Consider the following 18,356-nt stretch of genomic DNA (forward strand, 5'->3'; position numbering starts at 1 on the left):
ATAAGTATTATTGGCGATGGACTTCAGGCCTATACCCTGACTAGGCATGGCGAAGCGCATCAACAATATTGAGCTTGGCCGCGCTGCGCGCTGGCCACCAGGCCGAGAGCGAAGCCACTGCAATTAGCCCAAGCACGGTGCCGATGATCATTTGCGCCTCGCCCCATACCCGCACCGTGAGCGGAACAGGTTCGGTATTGCCCGGTGGCATCCAGCTCAAACCGCTTTGATTAATCAGGTAAGCCAAAGCCAGCGCCAGTACTAAACCCAATCCCGCGCCGACCAAGCCAAGCAAGACGCCTTCGCAGATAAACAGTTTGCGAATGCCTGCGCGGCGCAGACCGATGGCGCGCAGCGTGCCAATTTCCACCGTGCGTTCAAGCACCGCCATATTCATGGTATTGCCGACGGTAAACAGCACAATCGCGCCGATCAGCAGTGAGATAAAACCGAAAATCGCGGCAAACATGCCGGTGATCTGGCCGTAGCTGGGGTTAATCACCGTGTAGTCGTACACCGTCAGCGGCAGCTGTTTAAATTGCGTGCTCAATATGTGCTTTAAGCGCGCTTGTGCCGCTGGGATTTGTGAGGTGTGTTTCAGTTGCAGCACAATCGCAGTGACTTGCGGCGCGTCTTGGCCAAAGATCAGTTCCTGCGCTTGTTTCAGATGCAAGGTCACTGCCATATCGTCCAGCTCTTTCACGCCCAAGCTTTCAGCTTTAACCACATTCAGCGCGGCGACATTGGGCGCGCCGTGCGCATTGGCGGCGAGTAGCTCAATGGCTGCGCCTGATTTGGCTGGTGGTGCGGCGCTTTCTAAATTGCTCAACTCGGTAATATCGCTCGGCGCAGCGATGGCTTCGCTACTCGCAGGCTTAGTTTTCATCGCTGGGCAATCGGCTATTTTGAGTTGCTCGCACAATTGCAATACACGCCCAACGCCCACACCGATGCTGGCGGCGTTGGCGGCAGTACTCGTCAATGGCGAGCGTTTGGCTTCGCCCGGAAATTGATAGTCATTCCAGAGCGCCATTTGGTTTTGCTCATCAACGACGATGCCTTTACCAAACACAGTGCGTGAAACGCCGGCTTGATAGTTGCCTGCGATACCGCCCAAACTTAGCGTTGGGGTGACTACGGTGAGCATGCGGGATAATTCTGGATCTTGTTGGACTGCCTTGATCAGCGCTTGATAATCACGAATGCCGTAGGCGGCTGGGTTGCCCGTGCCATAGAGGAAATAATCCTGATGCTGGATTTGCAAATGCCCGCTGCTACGCACAAAGCCGGTTTGCAGCCCCAAATTGATATTGCCGCTATAACCGCCAAATAACAAAATCGCGACGGCGCCAATAATCATCGCCAATAAAGTGGTTAAAGAACGGCGACGATTGCGCAGCAAATTGCGCCAAGCTAAAGATAAGGTGTTCATGCCAAGGCCTCCTCGGCAAGGTGGTTAGGTGTGGTCTTGTGGTTGGTGATGATGCGGCCATCGCGAATCAATACCGCGTCATCGGCTGCCGCCAATACTTGCGGGTCGTGCGAAGAAAAAATAAACGAGGTGTTTAAATCGCGCTGAATTTGGCGCATCAGCGCAATAATCGCTTGTCCGGTGTGGCTGTCTAAATTGGCGGTCGGCTCATCGGCCAATACCCAATCGGGTTTACTAGCCAACGCACGCGCAATCGCCACGCGTTGGCGTTGACCACCTGAGAGTTGCCCCGGCAAATTGCGCGCTTTATCGCCCAAGCCAACCGCGTCCAGTAAAGTGAGTACCCGCGCTTTGCGTTGTGCGGCGGGCATTTTGGCCAAAATCAGCGGGTACTCGATGTTTTCGAATGCGGTGAGTACCGGTAGCAAATTAAAATTTTGAAAAATAAAGCCTATGTGACGCGCACGAAAATCGGCTAGTGCATCGTCGCTGAGATGTTTAACATTCTGCCCCGCGATGATGATCTCGCCCGAGTCGGGTTTATCAAGGCAAGCGATCAGGTTCAGTAGCGTGGTTTTGCCGCTACCCGACGGGCCCGATAACACAGTAAAGCGCTGAGGCTGGATGGTGAGATTGATATCGACCAGCGCCGGCACACTGACCGAATCGAGCTGATAATCTTTGTACAATTGGCTGATGTGCAGTGCGGACATGCTAAGAAACCTCGTGAGTGCTTGATGCTATTTAAGCGCGAGCGCGGCCCTAAAGCGCGGCGCTGCGATAAAGCGCGAAACCGCACGATAAAACGCAATAGGGCGCGATAAACTGCAGCGCTTAAAATTGACCAGAGAAGGTAACGGCAATGAAGGGTATAGGATCGTGCTTTTCTTTCACGACTTCGTTGCCGTTTTGATCATGAATCAGCATTTCGCCCGCCATGGCACTGCCTAAATAGCCATCAAGGCGCAGCGCCGAATTAAAGCGATACCCTGCGCGGACAAAAAGTGGGAACGACTTTTGCTCCAAAACGCCGCTACTGGCGACGCTATTATTTTTGGCTAAGCGACTGCGGTACGAGCGCATTGTGCCGCCTGTGGCCAAGTCGAATTGCGGCGTCGCCGCCCAGCTCAATTCAAGCCCAGCAGGCCCGACCGCACTGGCGGTAAATGGATTGCTTAAGCGCAGTGTGGGCGTGATTTGCCAATTGACGATAATGAATGGAAACACGCTGGTATCGTCGAAATTGCTAAATGCGCCCAAGCCAAGGCCAAGCAATAAATCGGGGGAGAATGATTTGGCGATAAATCCTGTCGCGCCATAATTGAGACCATCGCTGTGCTCGGCATCGGTTTCGCCTGAATATTCAACACTGGGTGAGAATGAATAAATCAAGCCACCTGGGCTGGCAAAGGTGTAGTTCAGGCTAACCCCGGTTTGCTCAATGGTTTCCCACGGTGTTTTGCCACCCCAGGCTTGCGGGTGTTTAAAATCCCAATCTTGCCGCGCAGCCGAAAAATCAATGCCAACGCTATTTTGCGCATCAAGGCGGTGCTTAATTCCGAAATGGCCCATGATCCAATGGGTTTTGGCTTCGCCGCCTGAGTCGAGCTTAAATTCAGCGCTGCGGATCGAGCTAACTGCATAGTCATAACTGCTTTCATTGGCCTGTGCCAAACTGGCCGCTTGGGCAAATAATAAGGTCATCAGAGTTTGCTTGAGCATTTGATCGTTCTCCATGGTGAGTGCTGCGCAAGGTTTACACCTTGTCGACGTCGCTACTGTAAAAGGCATTGATGCCTGCCACTGCACGCTGCGATAAAATGTAATTGGCATTGATAAGCAGTCGCGATTGGCGATGAATGGTTCTTGTGTTGCGTTGCCATCCAGGCCGAAAGCGTGCGCTAAAGCGCCGCCATATCCGCGCCAGGGTTGACGGCGGCGGGCCTACGCCGCAGACTGATCGACTTACTGAATATGCGGAAAAACTGACGATGACCACGGTAGTAGTCGTGCAAAAAGACGGCCAAATTGCCATTGCGGCCGATAGCCAATCGACTTTTGGCGATATGCGTTTGGGCGCAATCGACGATGCGCGCTGGAATAAAATTTTTGAGCACAATGGCAGCTATTTTGCGATTTGCGGCAGCGCAGCGCACGATCTGGTGCTGCAATCGGCGCTAAAGAAAATTAAAAATCTTGATTTTTCCAGCCGCGCCGCCATCTTTGAGTCATTCCGCAAATTGCACGTCAAACTCAAAGAAGACTTCTACCTTAAACCCGATGAGGAAGAAGACGATCCGTACGAATCGAGCCAGATGACGGTGTTGATCGCCAATCAGCACGGCATTTTTGGCGTGTACAGCCTGCGCGAAGTGTATGAATTCCAGCGTTTTTGGGCGATGGGCAGCGGGCGCGATTTTGCGATTGGCGCGATGAATGCGCTGTACGATCAGCTCGACGCAGCCGGTTTAGCCAAAGCCGGCATCGAAGCCGGTTGCGCGTTTGATATTAGCTCGAGCATGCCAATGACCAGCTATCAGCTGGCAAAAGTGCAGCCAGAATAAGCGTTTTCACAAGGTATAATGGCGGCAAAAGTACGGATTCGTTCTGGCTTTTGTCCAGAACACAGCTTGAAAGGTTGAAGCAATGAAAGATGTTTTAGAGCGTTTCTTGTTTGAAAAAGCGCCGGTGCGCGGCGAATTGGTCAAGCTCGACGCCACGTATAAAGAAGTGCTGGCGCGGCATAATTACCCGCAAGTGCTGCAATCGCGCTTGGGCGAATTGATGGCGGCCGGCGCGCTGCTGTCGGCCATGCTTAAATTTGACGGCACTTTGGTGATGCAAATGCACGGCACTGGCGCCTTGCAATTGCTGGTGGTTGAAGTGACCAGCCAAAACACCTTGCGCGCGACCGCGCGTTGGGACGCCGACAAGATTGGTCAATTTGACGGACAAGATGCGAAGGCATCCATCGCCGAGTTATTGGGGCGTGGCCGCTTTATGATCACGATCGACCCAACGGTGGGCGAGGCGTATCAAGGCGTCGTTGGCATGGAAGTCGGCCAAACCGTAGCGCAGATTATCGAGCACTACATGACGCATTCCGAGCAGCTCGACACCCGTTTGTGGTTAGCGTGCGAAGACGGCATTGCGGCGGGCATGATGTTGCAAAAAATGCCAGCGCAAGATGACTTGGAAAACACTTGGGATCACCTCGTGACGCTGGCCGATACGGTGAAAAACGAAGAGCTATTGCAGCTCGAGCCGCGCGAAACACTGTACCGCCTATTTCACGAAGACAGCGCCCGCGTGTTCGACCCAGCGACACCGCGTTTCGCCTGTACCTGCTCGCGCGAGCGCGTTGGCGGCATGATCAAATTGATGGAACGCCATGAAGTCGACGAAGTACTAGCCGAGCGCGGCAACGTGCATGTGGTGTGCGATTTCTGCGGCAAAGAATACAGCTTCGACCCGGTGGATATTGGCGTGTTGTATGCCGGTGATAATGGGCCGGTGAATCATACTGTGCAGTAGTATTTGATTGTGGGCTAATTTGATATTAACCTGTGAGGCAATACCCTAAAGCCAGCGTTCTGATACGCTGGCTTTTTGTTTGGAGTTCGGCAAGGCTTGCAATGGTGGGTCTTGCTTAGCGATTGATTTGGCGCATTGCAGTTTGAACACCGTTCGGCCTGAGCCTGTCGAAGGCCATGAATTCATGCATCAGAGGGCTGGATCAATAGTGCCAATTTAAATTGTTGTTCCAAATCCGCGATTGCATGGCCTGCTGGCGCAGGCGGTAAATCGGCGGTTTTGCGCTTCAATTTTGCGTCGAAACACGTTTATGCGTCTACGCCGCGATGGTTTAATGCGCGTTCCGCCGCGCAGACGGGTAGGGAGCTTTGCTTCTCCAAAGCCCCCTACACCCCAAAAGAGCCCCGATCGCCGCGAAACCCCATCTGAAAAAAGCCCGTCAGGGCGCCGCTACAACTCGCGTTGCGCTAACGTCGCAACGCTCAAACACGACGCGGCTTAAAACCCTGACGGCCATTTTTCAAACGGCGCGTCTCCACGGGCTTTCCGTCCTAATTGGCTGTACCTGTAGGGTCGGCTTCAGCTGACCAAGTGCAAACACAAAAGGTCGGCTACACGAAGCGCACCTAAAGGCGAAGCCGACCCTACGGGTATTTCGATAAAAATCAAATAAGCATTGTTCTACAGTGCAATACATCGGCAGGTATATATCGCAATGGTGAATTTGCGGGAATTCCCCTTTCATCAAGCCGAGTGAGGAACAAGCGGTTCGGGGTTTCGGCGAGGACTGTTTGAGGCCGCAGGCCGAGTTCCGCAGCCGCCGAATCGATTGTCCGCAGCGAGGGCATTTTGCGCAGCAAAACTTGATGAGGGGTCGCCTTTGGGGTGAAGGGGTATTTGGCGAAGCAAATACCCCTTCCCGTTAGCGCGGCGGAACGCGCATCAAAAACATTGTGCCGTAGGCACTTAAAATGATTACAATCGTTGAAATTAAATTGGCTGCAATCGGCCAATAGCTGTCTATCAGACGAATTTATCATTTTATTTTACGAATCTACAGAGATTTGAGATGTTAAATAGAAATTTATATTCGGACCAACTTTTGCCAAAAGAAGCATACCCTGCTTGTTGTTATTACTAGCTTCTACCTGTAGCGCCCCATCAAAAATGAATACTCCCGACACCGCACAAGAAATTATCCGGATGCTTGAACAAAACTATGCGGGTTATCAAGACAAATATTCAAAATATCAAACAGAAATACTCAATGCTCGAATGCAACTGTTGGAAAGCAGCAATGAACCGGTCGAATTAGATCAGGCAATTAGGACTTATCTGGCAGCCTTTCATGAAGGGCATATTCGTTTGGATAGCCAATATACTCGTCAACATAGTGCGGCTCAGCCAAATATGAGTTACAGCCCCCGTTTGAAGCTAAGTAACGATTGGATATGGCTGACAATTCCAAGTTTCGACGATAGGTGGAGGGATAAAATTAAGGACCTACTTGCCGAACATCAGGCTGAAATCATTGATGGGCGTACACTTGTTATTGATTTGCGTGAAAACAGCGGGGGAAGTGATGAGAGCTATTCTGCGCTGCTGCCTTTTGTAATGAGTGGCGCATTTCAGATTACGGGTATGCAAGTTCTCAGTACCCCAGACAATATCAAGGCGTGGGAAGCTCTTCCCCATCAGTTTCCAGATATGTCCGATGAGACAAAGGCTCAAGTACATTCCTTAACTGAGAACATGAGTGCCCACCCCAAACAATTTGTAAACATGGGTGATTCATTAAGCTACACGATACCACCTGAAGAGTTTGGAGGTGTGCAGAAAAATCCGTCTAAAGTTATTGTTATACAAAGCAAAAAAACGGCAAGTTCCGCTGAGCAATTTTTACTTGCAGCCAAGCAGAGTCATAAGGTAGTTAGGATTGGAGAAAATAGCGCAGGCGTCCTTGATTATGCAAATATGCGCCAATTTGACTTAGCATCAGGACATCGGACTTTATGGTTAGGAACTACGCGAAGTCTGCGGGTATCGCAGGGATTAGGGATTGATGAAATTGGCATCGTTCCAGATATCAAATTGGATCACGATACACTTTTTAATGATGATGTTCTAGAAATGGCAATTAGAAGTCATATTGCAAAAAAACTATAGAGCCTTGCCTTTTATATGAATGGCATTTCATAATCAACTAGAGGAAGCTTTGGGTCGACAGCCGGCAAAAGCAAAAAACAAAAACCGCCAGCATGGGCGGTTTTTGTTTTTTTAAGACTGCTTGCGGCAGGTCCGGATTAAGCCCCGAGTGACTTGCTCACAATCTCAAACGTATCCGACGACAAACCTTGATGGTCGCGAATGCGCTCCAACTCCTGCTTCATCAACTCGCGGCGTACCGGTTCGATTTTTTTCCAGCGGTTAAAGCAGCTAGCGAGACGCGCGGCGATTTGGGGGTTGATGGCGTCGAGCTCGATGATTTTTTCCGAGGCAAACGCGTAGCCATAACCGTCGGCAGCGTGGAAGTGCTGCAGGTTCAAGACGCAGAACGACGTGATGAGCGAGCGCACTTTGTTCGGGTTTTTAATCGAAAACGCCGGATGCGCCAGCAGGCTTTGTACGCGGTTCAGTACGCCTTTGCGACGGCTGGTCGCTTGCAGCATAAACCATTTGTCCATCACCAATGCGTCGTCTTTCCATTGCGAGGCAAAGTCGGCCAGTTGCGCCTCGCCACCATCGCGATTGACTAGCGCGCGTAGCGCGGCCAAGCGGTCGGTCATATTGTCGGCTTTGCGGTATTGATCGGCGAGCAGGCTGCCGATCATCGCTTCATCTAGCTCGGCCAAGAAATCCAAGCAGACGTTTTTCAAGTCGCGCCGCGCGACTTGCTCGCCGCCGTAGTGATACGGCTTGCCGTCGTTCAGTTTTTGGTACACAGCGAGCAATTCTTGGCGTAATTCACGCGCGATTTGTTGTTTGATGCTGTTGCAGACCAAGGCCAAGCGGCTTGGGTCGACGTCATCAAGTTGCTCAAGCAAATAACTTTCGGCGGGTAATTGCAACATCAAGGCCAGCAGCGCTGGGTCGAGCTTGTCGTTGCCTAGCAATTGGCGATACGCAGCGATAAATTGCTCGGGGGCGGTAATCGCTTGTTCTGGCGCTTGGGCGTACAGGCGTTTAATCAGCGAGCAGGCGAAGGTATTGGCCGCTTCCCAGCGCGAAAACGCGTCGCTGTCGTGCGCCATTAAGAACACCAAATCGTCGTCGCTGTAGGCGTAATCTAAAATCACTGGCGCAGAAAAATCGCGCAGCAGCGATGGCACGGGCGGGCAGGGCACGTTGATAAAGGTGAAGGTTTGCGAAGCTTCGCGCAATTGCAATACGCGCGTGCCGGCGCTGGCTTGCGCCTCGCCTTGCAATTGCAGCGGCAAATCTTGTCCGCGACGATCGATCAGCCCCATCGCAACGGGAATATGGAACGGCAGTTTAATTTCTTGGCCCGGTGTTGGTGGGCAAGATTGGCTGAGCGTCAGGGTATACGTCTGCGCGTCAGCATTGTATACGCCCTGAGCGGATACCCTAGGGGTGCCTGCTTGACTGTACCAACGTTCGAACTGGGTCAAGTCTGCGTGATTCGCGTCGGCCATCGCTGCACGGAAGTCGTCGCACGTTACCGCTTGGCCGTCGTGGCGCTTGAAGTACAAGTCCATGCCCTTACGGAAACCGTCGCGGCCGAGCAGCGTTTCGTACATGCGCACGACTTCGCTGCCTTTTTCGTACACGGTCATCGTGTAGAAATTATTGATTTCCAGATATTCATCCGGGCGAATCGGGTGCGCTTGTGGGCCCGCGTCTTCGGCGAACTGGCTGGTGCGCAGTGTACGCACATTGCTGATGCGCTGTACGGCGCGGCTGCCGAGATCGCTGGAGAATTCTTGGTCGCGGTAAACCGTTAGACCTTCTTTCAGTGACAATTGGAACCAGTCGCGACAGGTGACGCGATTGCCGGTCCAGTTGTGGAAGTATTCGTGCGCAACAATCGCGTCGATCGCGTCAAAGTCGGCGTCGGTTGCGGTTTCGGGTTTGGCTAACACGTATTTGGTGTTGAAAATATTCAAACCCTTGTTTTCCATTGCGCCCATATTAAAGTCGGATACGGCGACGATCATATAGGTATCCAGATCGTATTCGAGGCCATAGCGCTCTTCATCCCACGCCATTGATTTTTGCGCGGCGGCCAAAGCGTGGTGGCATTTATCCAAATTGCCTGCTTCAACGTAGATTTCGATATTAATCGTGCGGCCCGATTGCGTTTGATGCGTGCCCGATAGCACAACCAAGCGGCCAGCGACGAGGGCGAATAAATAAGATGGCTTTTTAAACGGGTCGACCCATTTCACCCAGTGGCGGTTTTTGTCGAGCTGGCCTTCGCCAACGCGGTTGCCGTTCGAGAGCAACACCGGATATTTGGTTTTGTCGGCAATCATCGTCGTCGTGAACTTGGCCATTACGTCGGGGCGATCGAGGTAATAGGTGATTTTGCGAAAGCCTTCGGCCTCGCACTGCGTGAACAAATTACCGCTCGATTCAAACAAGCCCATCAAGCTGGTATTAGTCGACGGATTAATTTGTGTGACGATTTCCAAAATGCCGTCTTCGGGCATGTTCGCAATCGTCAGTGTCTGATCGTCGACACAGTAGGCCTCCGGCGACAACAACACCCCATCAAGCTTGACGCTATCGAGTTGTAACTCTTCGCCATGTAGGATCAGCGGCGCATCGGCGGCCACGTCTTTATTGCGGCGGATAATTAATCTAGAAGTAACTTTAGTGTGGGTATCGTCCAGATCAAACGTTAAATCAACGCGGTCGATAAGATAGCTTGGGGGGGTATAGTCAAGGCGACGAATGGCTTGGCGGCTGCTCATGCTGTGCGGCTCTTTTTGCTAACTGATAAAGTCTGCAAGAGTAAACCTAGCGCACGGGCAAGACAATGCCCGCTCTGTGGTGATAATCATGAATTGCTATTGCGTTCCAATTGTGGGTGCGTTTTTGCGTTGGGTCAGATAGAACTAAAAAATAGATGCATATTCAAAAAGAATCGTTCTCTTGAATATAGAAGGGCTGGTATTATTGCAACCTGTCTGCCGTCTAACCGGATTGAAGCAATGTATATTTACGACGATTACGATCAAAAAATCGTGGACCAGCGTGTTGCGCAGTACCGCGATCAAACGCGCCGCTACTTGGCTGGCGAATTAACTGACGAAGAATTCCGCCCTTTGCGTTTGCAAAACGGTTTGTATATTCAACGTCACGCACCGATGTTGCGCGTTGCGATTCCTTATGGTCATTTGCGCAGTGAGCAAGTGCGCAAGCTGGCCGAGCTCGCTCGTAAATACGACAAAGGCTATGTGCATTTCACTACGCGCCAAAACGTACAGTACAACTGGCCGGCGCTAGAAAATGTGCCAGAGATGTTGGCTGAGTTGGCTACCGTACAAATGCACGGCATTCAAACGTCGGGCGCCTGTATTCGTAATACCACGTCAGACCAATTTGCTGGCGTAGCGTTTGACGAGATTGTCGATCCACGTCCTTGGTGTGAAATCATCCGCCAGTGGTCGACTTTCCACCCCGAATTTGCTCACCTGCCACGTAAATTCAAAATCGCCGTCAATGGCGCGAAAGAAGATCGCGCGGCGGTGATGGTGCATGACGTCGGTATCAATGTGAAATTGAACGACGCCGGCCAAGTCGGTTTTGAGATTTTCGTCGGTGGCGGCTTGGGTCGCACGCCGATGATCGGCGATTTGATCAAACCATGGCTCGAGCCAAAACACCTGCTGACTTATCTGAATGCCGTGCTGCGCGTGTATAACCGCTACGGTCGTCGTGATAATAAATACAAAGCGCGGATTAAGATTTTGGTGAAAGCGATGACGCCAGAAGTGTTCGCGGCCAAAGTTGAGCAAGAATGGGCGTTTGAAAAAGACGGCCCACAAACGCTAACCGACGCAGAAATCGCGCGCAATCATCGTTTCTTTACTGCTCCAGCGTATGAAACCCTGCCAGCTGACGATGCCCAATTTGTGGCTGCCAAAGCGGCTAATCCAGCGTTTGCGCGTTGGGTAGAACGCAATGTGTTCGCGCACAAAGTGGCGGGCTACGCTGCGGTAACGTTCTCTTTGAAGAAAACCGGCGTTCCGCCAGGCGATGCGACCGATGCGCAGCTTGATGACGTAGCGAATTTGGCCGACCGTTTCAGCTTTGGCGAAGTGCGCGTATCGCACGGTCAGAATCTGATTTTGGCGGATGTGAAGCAATCTGAATTGTTTGCATTGTGGGAAGAAGCGAAGCGCATTGGTTTTGCAACGCCAAACATCGGCTTGCTGACCGACGTAATCTGCTGCCCAGGTGGCGACTTCTGTTCGTTAGCGAACGCGAAATCAATTCCAGTCGCGCAAGCGATTCAAGAACGTTTTGATAATCTGGATTATCTATTTGATCTGGGCGACATCGACGTCAATATGTCGGGCTGTATAAACGCGTGTGGTCACCACCACGTTGGCAATATCGGTGTCTTGGGCGTGGATAAAAACAACGCCGAGTATTACCAAATTACCTTGGGCGGCCGTCAAGGTTCGGATGCGAAGATCGGTAAAGTGATTGGCCCATCGTTCGCGCAAGAAGAAATGCCGGACGTGATGAGCAAGATTATCGAAGTCTTTGTCGCTAACCGCGAAGGCGACGAGCGCTTTATCGATGTGTTCGACCGTATCGGCGCTGAGCCATTCAAAGCCAAAGTGTACGAAGGCAAACCAATTCGCAAGGAGAAAGCCGATGTCTAAGGTGATTGTGAATCGTGAGATCGTAGAAAACCGCTGGACTCGCGTGGTTGCGGATGCAGAAGGTGGGGTATCTGTTCCAAGCGAAGGCGCTATCTTAGTTCCATACCAATACTGGTTGGCAAATCGCGATGCATTGGCGGGCCGTGAAGTGGCGGTGTGTTTTGCGCCAACGGATGAGCCAGAATCGTTGCCGGTCGATGCCAATACTTTCCCAATGATCGCGTGCGAGTTTCCGGCGTTTACGGACGGTCGTGGCTTCACCATTGGCCGCTTGTTACGTGTACGTTATGGCTTTAAAGGCGAGTTGCGCGCGGTTGGCGATGTATTTAAAGATACGCTGAACTACTTGGCGCGTTGTGGCTTTAACGCATTTGAAGTGCGTAGCGACAAAGACATCAATGAAGCAATAAAAGGGATTGATGACTTTACCGAGTTTTATCAATCCAGCGTTGACGAACCAAACCCATTATTCCTGCGCCGTCCAGTTGCGGCTTAAGAAGAGTTTGCATCTTTAATGATATATACAAAGCCCGCGCCAGCGGGCTTTGTACTTTTTGTGTTTGGTTTTTGCGGTTTAGGCGCTGCGTTTGCTGGTGCTGGCCACTGTGTTTTGATTGGCTAGGCTAAATTGTTTGAAATTGAGTTTCCTTTGTCATCAATCACTTATCACCTTTCTTCGCTTTTCTTTGTCGATAAGTGTTGACGTGTTCTTGGGCGGTGGGTATAGTTCGGCCTCTCTGCTGATGACGCAGCGAAACAAAACAAGTTTCACAGTGTCTCGCAACGATCTTTAACAAATTACAGCCGATGAGTGTGAGTGCTTGATTCGTAAGTCGAAACAAGTGCTTGCACTCAGATGATAGGAAATAAACAAGACGAACTTAATTGTTCATCTCGTTTCTTTCTTTGAGTATTGAAGTACAAGCCAAGTAGTAAAAATAGCAGAGATTAAACGAAAGAGTTTGATCCTGGCTCAGATTGAACGCTGGCGGCATGCTTTACACATGCAAGTCGAACGGCAGCACGGACTTCGGTCTGGTGGCGAGTGGCGAACGGGTGAGTAATACATCGGAACGTACCCAGTAATGGGGGATAACTATCCGAAAGGATAGCTAATACCGCATACGCCCTACGGGGGAAAGAGGGGGATCGCAAGACCTCTTGTTATTGGAGCGGCCGATGGCTGATTAGCTAGTTGGTGGGGTAAAGGCCTACCAAGGCAACGATCAGTAGCGGGTCTTAGAGGACGATCCGCCACACTGGAACTGAGACACGGTCCAGACTCCTACGGGAGGCAGCAGTGGGGAATCTTGGACAATGGGCGCAAGCCTGATCCAGCAATGCCGCGTGCGTGAAGAAGGCCTTCGGGTTGTAAAGCGCTTTTGTCAGGGAGCAAATCCTTGTGGCTAATACCCACCGGGGATGAGAGTACCTGAAGAATAAGGACCGGCTAACTACGTGCCAGCAGCCGCGGTAATACGTAGGGTCCAAGCGTTAATCGGAATTACTGGGCGTAAAGCGTGCGCAGGTGGTTTGTTAAGCACGATGTGAAATCCCCGAGCTCAACTTGGGAATTGCATTGTGAACTGGCTAACTAGAGTACGGCAGAGGGGGGTGGAATTCCACGTGTAGCAGTGAAATGCGTAGAGATGTGGAGGAACACCGATGGCGAAGGCAACCCCCTGGGCTGATACTGACACTCATGCACGAAAGCGTGGGGAGCAAACAGGATTAGATACCCTGGTAGTCCACGCCCTAAACGATGTCTACTAGTTGTTGGGCTTTTCGGAGCTTAGTAACGCAGCTAACGCGTGAAGTAGACCGCCTGGGGAGTACGGTCGCAAGACTAAAACTCAAAGGAATTGACGGGGGCCCGCACAAGCGGTGGATGATGTGGATTAATTCGATGCAACGCGAAAAACCTTACCTGGTCTTGACATGTACGGAATCCTTTAGAGATAGAGGAGTGCCTTCGGGAACCGTAACACAGGTGCTGCATGGCTGTCGTCAGCTCGTGTCGTGAGATGTTGGGTTAAGTCCCGCAACGAGCGCAACCCTTGCCACTAGTTGCTACCATTCAGTTGAGCACTTTAGTGGGACTGCCGGTGACAAACCGGAGGAAGGTGGGGATGACGTCAAGTCCTCATGGCCCTTATGACCAGGGCTTCACACGTCATACAATGGTCGGTACAGAGGGTCGCTAACCCGCGAGGGGGTGCCAATCTCACAAAACCGATCGTAGTCCGGATTGCACTCTGCAACTCGAGTGCATGAAGTCGGAATCGCTAGTAATCGCGGATCAGCATGTCGCGGTGAATACGTTCCCGGGCCTTGTACACACCGCCCGTCACACCATGGGAGTGGGTTTCACCAGAAGTAGGTAGGCTAACCGTAAGGAGGCCGCTTACCACGGTGGGATTCATGACTGGGGTGAAGTCGTAACAAGGTAGCCGTAGGGGAACCTGCGGCTGGATCACCTCCTTTCAAGAGAAAAGACCTTCGGGTCAAGTACTCACACTCATCGGCTGTAGAGTTTGAAGATACAGAGAAAGTAGCTGAGCAATGAAGCAATTCATTGCAGGGTTACGGACTTGGTTGGAAGCTGGGTCAGTAGCTCTGGCGGCGTAGATTATCTAAAAGTAATCGCGAAGTTAGAGATGATCTAGTGAAGACAAAAGCTGGGTCAGTAGCTCAGTCGGTTAGAGCACCGTCTTGATAAGGCGGGGGTCGCTGGTTCGATTCCAGCTTGACCCACCATTGATTCATCAGTGGAAACAGCTTTGTAATGCCAGATTGGGGGATTAGCTCAGTTGGGAGAGCACCTGCTTTGCAAGCAGGGGGTCGTCGGTTCGATCCCGTCATCCTCCACCAATCACAAGAGTTCAGAATTCAGTGAGCAAGCAGATTTATTCTGGTTTGTTTATTTTGTTCTGGTTTCTTAAATCAGAATGCCTTTGGCATCTGTATCGTTCTTTAACAAAATAGAAGAAGTAATATCTCCTAATTAAACAATGTGAGCATCAAGGCAACTTGGTGTGAACAGTAAATAAATTGGGTTGATTGTATCTCTGATCGAAAGATCAGCGTTGAATGACGTGAGAACTCATTCAACAAGTCGTAAATACCGATACTCTAAACCGATGATACGGTAAAACGTGTTTGAGGTTATAGGATCAAGCGAATAAGTGCATCTGGTGGATGCCTTGGCGATGATAGGCGACGAAGGACGTGATAGCCTGCGATAAGCGTGGGGGAGCTGGCAAAGTGCTTTGATCCCACGATTTCCGAATGGGGAAACCCGGCCCTTTTGGGTCACTCATCACTGAATACATAGGTGATGTAGAGCGAACGCGGTGAACTGAAACATCTAAGTAACCGCAGGAAAAGAAATCAACCGAGATTCCCAAAGTAGTGGCGAGCGAAATGGGAAGAGCCTGTACGTGATAACAGTCGTGTTAATAGAACGGAATGGAAAGTCCGGCCATAGTGGGTGATAGCCCCGTATATGAAAACACAATTGTGGTACTAAGCGTACGATAAGTAAGGCGGGACACGAGAAATCCTGTTTGAAGATGGGGGGACCATCCTCCAAGGCTAAATACTCATCATCGACCGATAGTGAACCAGTACCGTGAGGGAAAGGCGAAAAGAACCCCGGGAGGGGAGTGAAATAGAACCTGAAACCGGATGCATACAAACAGTGGGAGCAGACTTGTTCTGTGACTGCGTACCTTTTGTATAATGGGTCAGCGACTTACGTTCAGTAGCAAGCTTAACCAAATAGGGGAGGCGTAGGGAAACCGAGTCCGAATAGGGCGCATAGTTGCTGGGCGTAGACCCGAAACCAAGTGATCTAGCCATGGCCAGGATGAAGGTGCGGTAACACGCACTGGAGGTCCGAACCCACTGACGTTGCAAAGTCAGGGGATGAGCTGTGGCTAGGGGTGAAAGGCTAAACAAACTTGGAAATAGCTGGTTCTCCTCGAAAACTATTTAGGTAGTGCCTCATGTATCACTGACGGGGGTAAAGCACTGTTATGGCTAGGGGGTCATCGCGACTTACCAAACCATGGCAAACTCTGAATACCGTCAAGTGCGAGCATGGGAGACAGTCCTGGGGTGCTAACGTCCTGGGACAAGAGGGAAACAACCCAGACCGCCGTCTAAGGTCCCAAATGATCAATTAAGTGGAAAACGAGGTGGGAAGGCATAGACAGCCAGGATGTTGGCTTAGAAGCAGCCATCATTTAAAGAAAGCGTAATAGCTCACTGGTCGAGTCGTCCTGCGCGGAAGATGTAACGGGGCTCAAATTGATAACCGAAGACGCGGATATGTACGATGTACATATGGTAGAGGAGCGTTCTGTAAGCCTGTGAAGGTGTCTTGAGAAGGATGCTGGAGGTATCAGAAGTGCGAATGCTGACATGAGTAGCGATAAAGGGGGTGAAAAGCCCCCTCACCGAAAACCCCAGGTTTCCTGCGCAACGTTCATCGGCGCAGGGTGAGTCGGCCCCTAAGGCGAGGCAGAAATGCGTAGTCGATGGGAAACAGGTTAATATTCCTGTACTTGGTATTAGTGCGATGTGGGGACGGAGAAGGTTACCTCAGCCAACGGTTGGAAGAGTTGGTTTAAGCGTGTAGGTGTGTGGCTTAGGCAAATCCGGGCTGCTTTAACACTGAGGCGTGATGACGAGTCTACTTGTAGACGAAGTGAGCGATACCCTGCTTCCAAGAAAAGCCACTAAGCTTCAGCTAATATCGAACCGTACCGCAAACCGACACAGGTGGGTAGGATGAGAATTCTAAGGTGCTTGAGAGAACTCGGGAGAAGGAACTCGGCAAATTGACACCGTAACTTCGGGAGAAGGTGTGCCTCTAGTAGGTGAAGGTGTACAACTGGAGCCCAATGAGGCCGCAGAGAAATGAGGGCTGCGACTGTTTATCAAAAACACAGCACTGTGCTAACACGAAAGTGGATGTATACGGTGTGACGCCTGCCCGGTGCTGGAAGATTAAATGATGGGGTGCAAGCTCTTGATTGAAGTCCCAGTAAACGGCGGCCGTAACTATAACGGTCCTAAGGTAGCGAAATTCCTTGTCGGGTAAGTTCCGACCCGCACGAATGGCGTAACGATGGCCCTACTGTCTCCTCCCGAGACTCAGCGAAGTTGAAGTGTTTGTGAAGATGCAATCTCCCCGCTGCTAGACGGAAAGACCCCGTGAACCTTTACTGTAGCTTTGCATTGGACTTTGAAGTGGTTTGTGTAGGATAGGTGGGAGGCTTTGAAGCAGGAACGCCAGTTTCTGTGGAGCCGTCCTTGAAATACCACCCTGACCCCTTTGAGGTTCTAACCTAGGTCCGTTATCCGGATCGGGGACCGTGCATGGTAGGCAGTTTGACTGGGGCGGTCTCCTCCCAAATTGTAACGGAGGAGCTCGAAGGTCGCCTAGGTACGGTCGGACATCGTACTGATAGTGTAATGGCAAAAGGCGGCTTAACTGCGAGACCGACAAGTCGAGCAGGTGCGAAAGCAGGACATAGTGATCCGGTGGTTCTGAATGGAAGGGCCATCGCTCAACGGATAAAAGGTACTCCGGGGATAACAGGCTGATTCCGCCCAAGAGTTCACATCGACGGCGGAGTTTGGCACCTCGATGTCGGCTCATCACATCCTGGGGCTGTAGCCGGTCCCAAGGGTATGGCTGTTCGCCATTTAAAGTGGTACGTGAGCTGGGTTCAAAACGTCGTGAGACAGTTTGGTCCCTATCTGCAGTGGGCGTTGGAAGTTTGAGGGGGGCTGCTCCTAGTACGAGAGGACCGGAGTGGACTGACCTCTGGTGTACCGGTTGTCACGCCAGTGGCATTGCCGGGTAGCTAAGTCGGGAATAGATAAGCGCTGAAAGCATCTAAGCGCGAAACTAGCCTCAAGATGAGACTTCCCTAGGTCTTTAAGACCTCTAAAGGATCGTTCGAGACCAGGACGTTGATAGGTCGGGTGTGGAAGCGTAGTAATACGTTAAGCTAACCGATACTAATTGCCCGTGAGGCTTGATCCTATAACCTGAGACGCGTTAAGCGACAGGTGCAATCGACCCGATTGTGAATGTTTAAGACAGAGAATAAAGATTACTTCTTCTATTGATTTCGAGTGATTGCAAACCCAATGGGGTAAGCAGTTAACTCACCCAGTTTTGTCTGGTGACCATAGCGAGGTGGTCCCACTCCTTCCCATCCCGAACAGGACAGTGAAACGCCTCAGCGCCGATGATAGTGCGGATTGCCCGTGTGAAAGTAGGTCATTGCCAGACTCCCAATAGAAAGCCCAGCTGAATCAGCTGGGCTTTTTACTTTGCTGGTCGAAAAGCAGACTTTCAAATACTCACCGCAGTATTGCGTTGTCGCCGACCGAAAGTTAACCCGCTTTAGCTAGTTGTACCGATCCAAATTGACCCAGATCTTCTACTTGTTCTGCTTAATTGCGTATTCTTAGGTAGAGGATAAAAGGTGATCGCTACCCTACTTTGTTACAAG

9 protein-coding genes, 2 tRNA genes and 3 rRNA genes are annotated in these 18,356 nt (G+C 51.2%); 10 read left to right on the forward strand and 4 right to left on the reverse strand.

What is annotated here, in order from left to right:
• Positions 1-40: 40 nt before the first annotated feature.
• From NT239_14775 to NT239_14785, 3 genes are all read right to left on the reverse strand, one after another.
• On the reverse strand, positions 41-1,432 hold the full coding sequence (locus NT239_14775) for an FtsX-like permease family protein (GenBank protein ID XGA71009.1): 1,392 nt from the start codon (positions 1,430-1,432) through the stop codon (positions 41-43).
• Positions 1,429-2,145 (reverse strand): ABC transporter ATP-binding protein, encoded by a 717-nt coding sequence (locus tag NT239_14780; GenBank protein XGA71010.1) that lies wholly within the window; start codon positions 2,143-2,145, stop codon positions 1,429-1,431. Before NT239_14780 ends, NT239_14775 begins: the two co-directional genes overlap by 4 nt.
• Positions 2,146-2,266: 121 nt before the next feature.
• Complete coding sequence (locus NT239_14785; GenBank protein XGA71011.1) at positions 2,267-3,154, reverse strand: DUF6268 family outer membrane beta-barrel protein; 888 nt, start codon at positions 3,152-3,154, stop codon at positions 2,267-2,269.
• 137 nt (positions 3,155-3,291) lie between these two features.
• On the opposite strand from NT239_14785, the gene NT239_14790 reads away from it, so the two are divergent.
• The 3 genes from NT239_14790 (at position 3,292) to NT239_14800 (ending at position 7,132) form a co-directional block, all read left to right on the forward strand.
• Positions 3,292-3,996, forward strand: coding sequence for an MFS transporter (locus NT239_14790; GenBank protein XGA71012.1), 705 nt, complete (start codon positions 3,292-3,294; stop codon positions 3,994-3,996).
• An 82-nt stretch (positions 3,997-4,078) separates the two neighbouring features.
• Positions 4,079-4,966: an Hsp33 family molecular chaperone HslO gene (gene hslO, locus NT239_14795; GenBank protein ID XGA71013.1), complete on the forward strand. Its 888-nt coding sequence runs from the start codon at positions 4,079-4,081 to the stop codon at positions 4,964-4,966.
• Positions 4,967-6,133: 1,167 nt separating this feature from the next.
• The gene (locus NT239_14800; GenBank protein ID XGA71014.1) at positions 6,134-7,132 is read left to right on the forward strand and encodes a S41 family peptidase; all 999 of its coding nucleotides are present in this window, start codon (positions 6,134-6,136) and stop codon (positions 7,130-7,132) included.
• Positions 7,133-7,269: 137 nt separating this feature from the next.
• Here the strand turns inward: NT239_14800 and pepN are convergent, their stop codons facing one another.
• Complete coding sequence (pepN, locus tag NT239_14805; protein XGA71015.1) at positions 7,270-9,900, reverse strand: aminopeptidase N; 2,631 nt, start codon at positions 9,898-9,900, stop codon at positions 7,270-7,272.
• Positions 9,901-10,140: 240 nt separating this feature from the next.
• Here pepN and NT239_14810 point away from each other — a divergent pair, with 240 nt between their 5' ends.
• From NT239_14810 to rrf, 7 genes are all read left to right on the forward strand, one after another.
• Positions 10,141-11,823, forward strand: coding sequence for a nitrite/sulfite reductase (locus NT239_14810; GenBank protein ID XGA71016.1), 1,683 nt, complete (start codon positions 10,141-10,143; stop codon positions 11,821-11,823).
• On the forward strand, positions 11,816-12,319 hold the full coding sequence (locus NT239_14815; protein XGA71017.1) for a DUF934 domain-containing protein: 504 nt from the start codon (positions 11,816-11,818) through the stop codon (positions 12,317-12,319). Before NT239_14810 ends, NT239_14815 begins: the two co-directional genes overlap by 8 nt.
• Positions 12,320-12,773: 454 nt before the next feature.
• Positions 12,774-14,307 (forward strand): 16S ribosomal RNA (locus NT239_14820).
• 196 nt (positions 14,308-14,503) lie between these two features.
• Positions 14,504-14,580 (forward strand) — tRNA-Ile (locus NT239_14825).
• 38 nt (positions 14,581-14,618) lie between these two features.
• A tRNA-Ala gene (locus NT239_14830) sits at positions 14,619-14,694 on the forward strand.
• Positions 14,695-14,994: 300 nt separating this feature from the next.
• A 23S ribosomal RNA gene (locus NT239_14835) occupies positions 14,995-17,881 on the forward strand.
• Between the two features lie 138 nt (positions 17,882-18,019).
• Positions 18,020-18,133: ribosomal RNA gene (gene rrf / locus NT239_14840) — 5S ribosomal RNA — on the forward strand.
• The 16S, 23S and 5S rRNA genes sit together here with 2 tRNA genes alongside, the layout of an rRNA operon.
• Positions 18,134-18,356 lie beyond the last annotated feature (223 nt).

It is taken from the genome of Chitinibacter sp. SCUT-21 (assembly GCA_041874755.1).
In the GTDB taxonomy this organism is placed as follows: Bacteria; Pseudomonadota; Gammaproteobacteria; order Burkholderiales; family Chitinibacteraceae; genus Chitinibacter.

What these genes read in the sequence shown, in the direction of transcription:
- NT239_14775 (XGA71009.1), bottom strand. Translation starts at nt 1,432, where the DNA reads ATGAACACCTTATCTTTAGCTTGGCGCAATTTGCTGCGCAATCGTCGC.
- NT239_14780 (XGA71010.1), bottom strand. Translation starts at nt 2,145, where the DNA reads ATGTCCGCACTGCACATCAGCCAATTGTACAAAGATTATCAGCTCGAT.
- NT239_14785 (XGA71011.1), bottom strand. Translation starts at nt 3,154, where the DNA reads ATGCTCAAGCAAACTCTGATGACCTTATTATTTGCCCAAGCGGCCAGT.
- NT239_14790 (XGA71012.1), top strand. Translation starts at nt 3,292, where the DNA reads ATGGTTCTTGTGTTGCGTTGCCATCCAGGCCGAAAGCGTGCGCTAAAG.
- hslO (XGA71013.1), top strand. Translation starts at nt 4,079, where the DNA reads ATGAAAGATGTTTTAGAGCGTTTCTTGTTTGAAAAAGCGCCGGTGCGC.
- NT239_14800 (XGA71014.1), top strand. Translation starts at nt 6,134, where the DNA reads ATGAATACTCCCGACACCGCACAAGAAATTATCCGGATGCTTGAACAA.
- pepN (XGA71015.1), bottom strand. Translation starts at nt 9,900, where the DNA reads ATGAGCAGCCGCCAAGCCATTCGTCGCCTTGACTATACCCCCCCAAGC.
- NT239_14810 (XGA71016.1), top strand. Translation starts at nt 10,141, where the DNA reads ATGTATATTTACGACGATTACGATCAAAAAATCGTGGACCAGCGTGTT.
- NT239_14815 (XGA71017.1), top strand. Translation starts at nt 11,816, where the DNA reads ATGTCTAAGGTGATTGTGAATCGTGAGATCGTAGAAAACCGCTGGACT.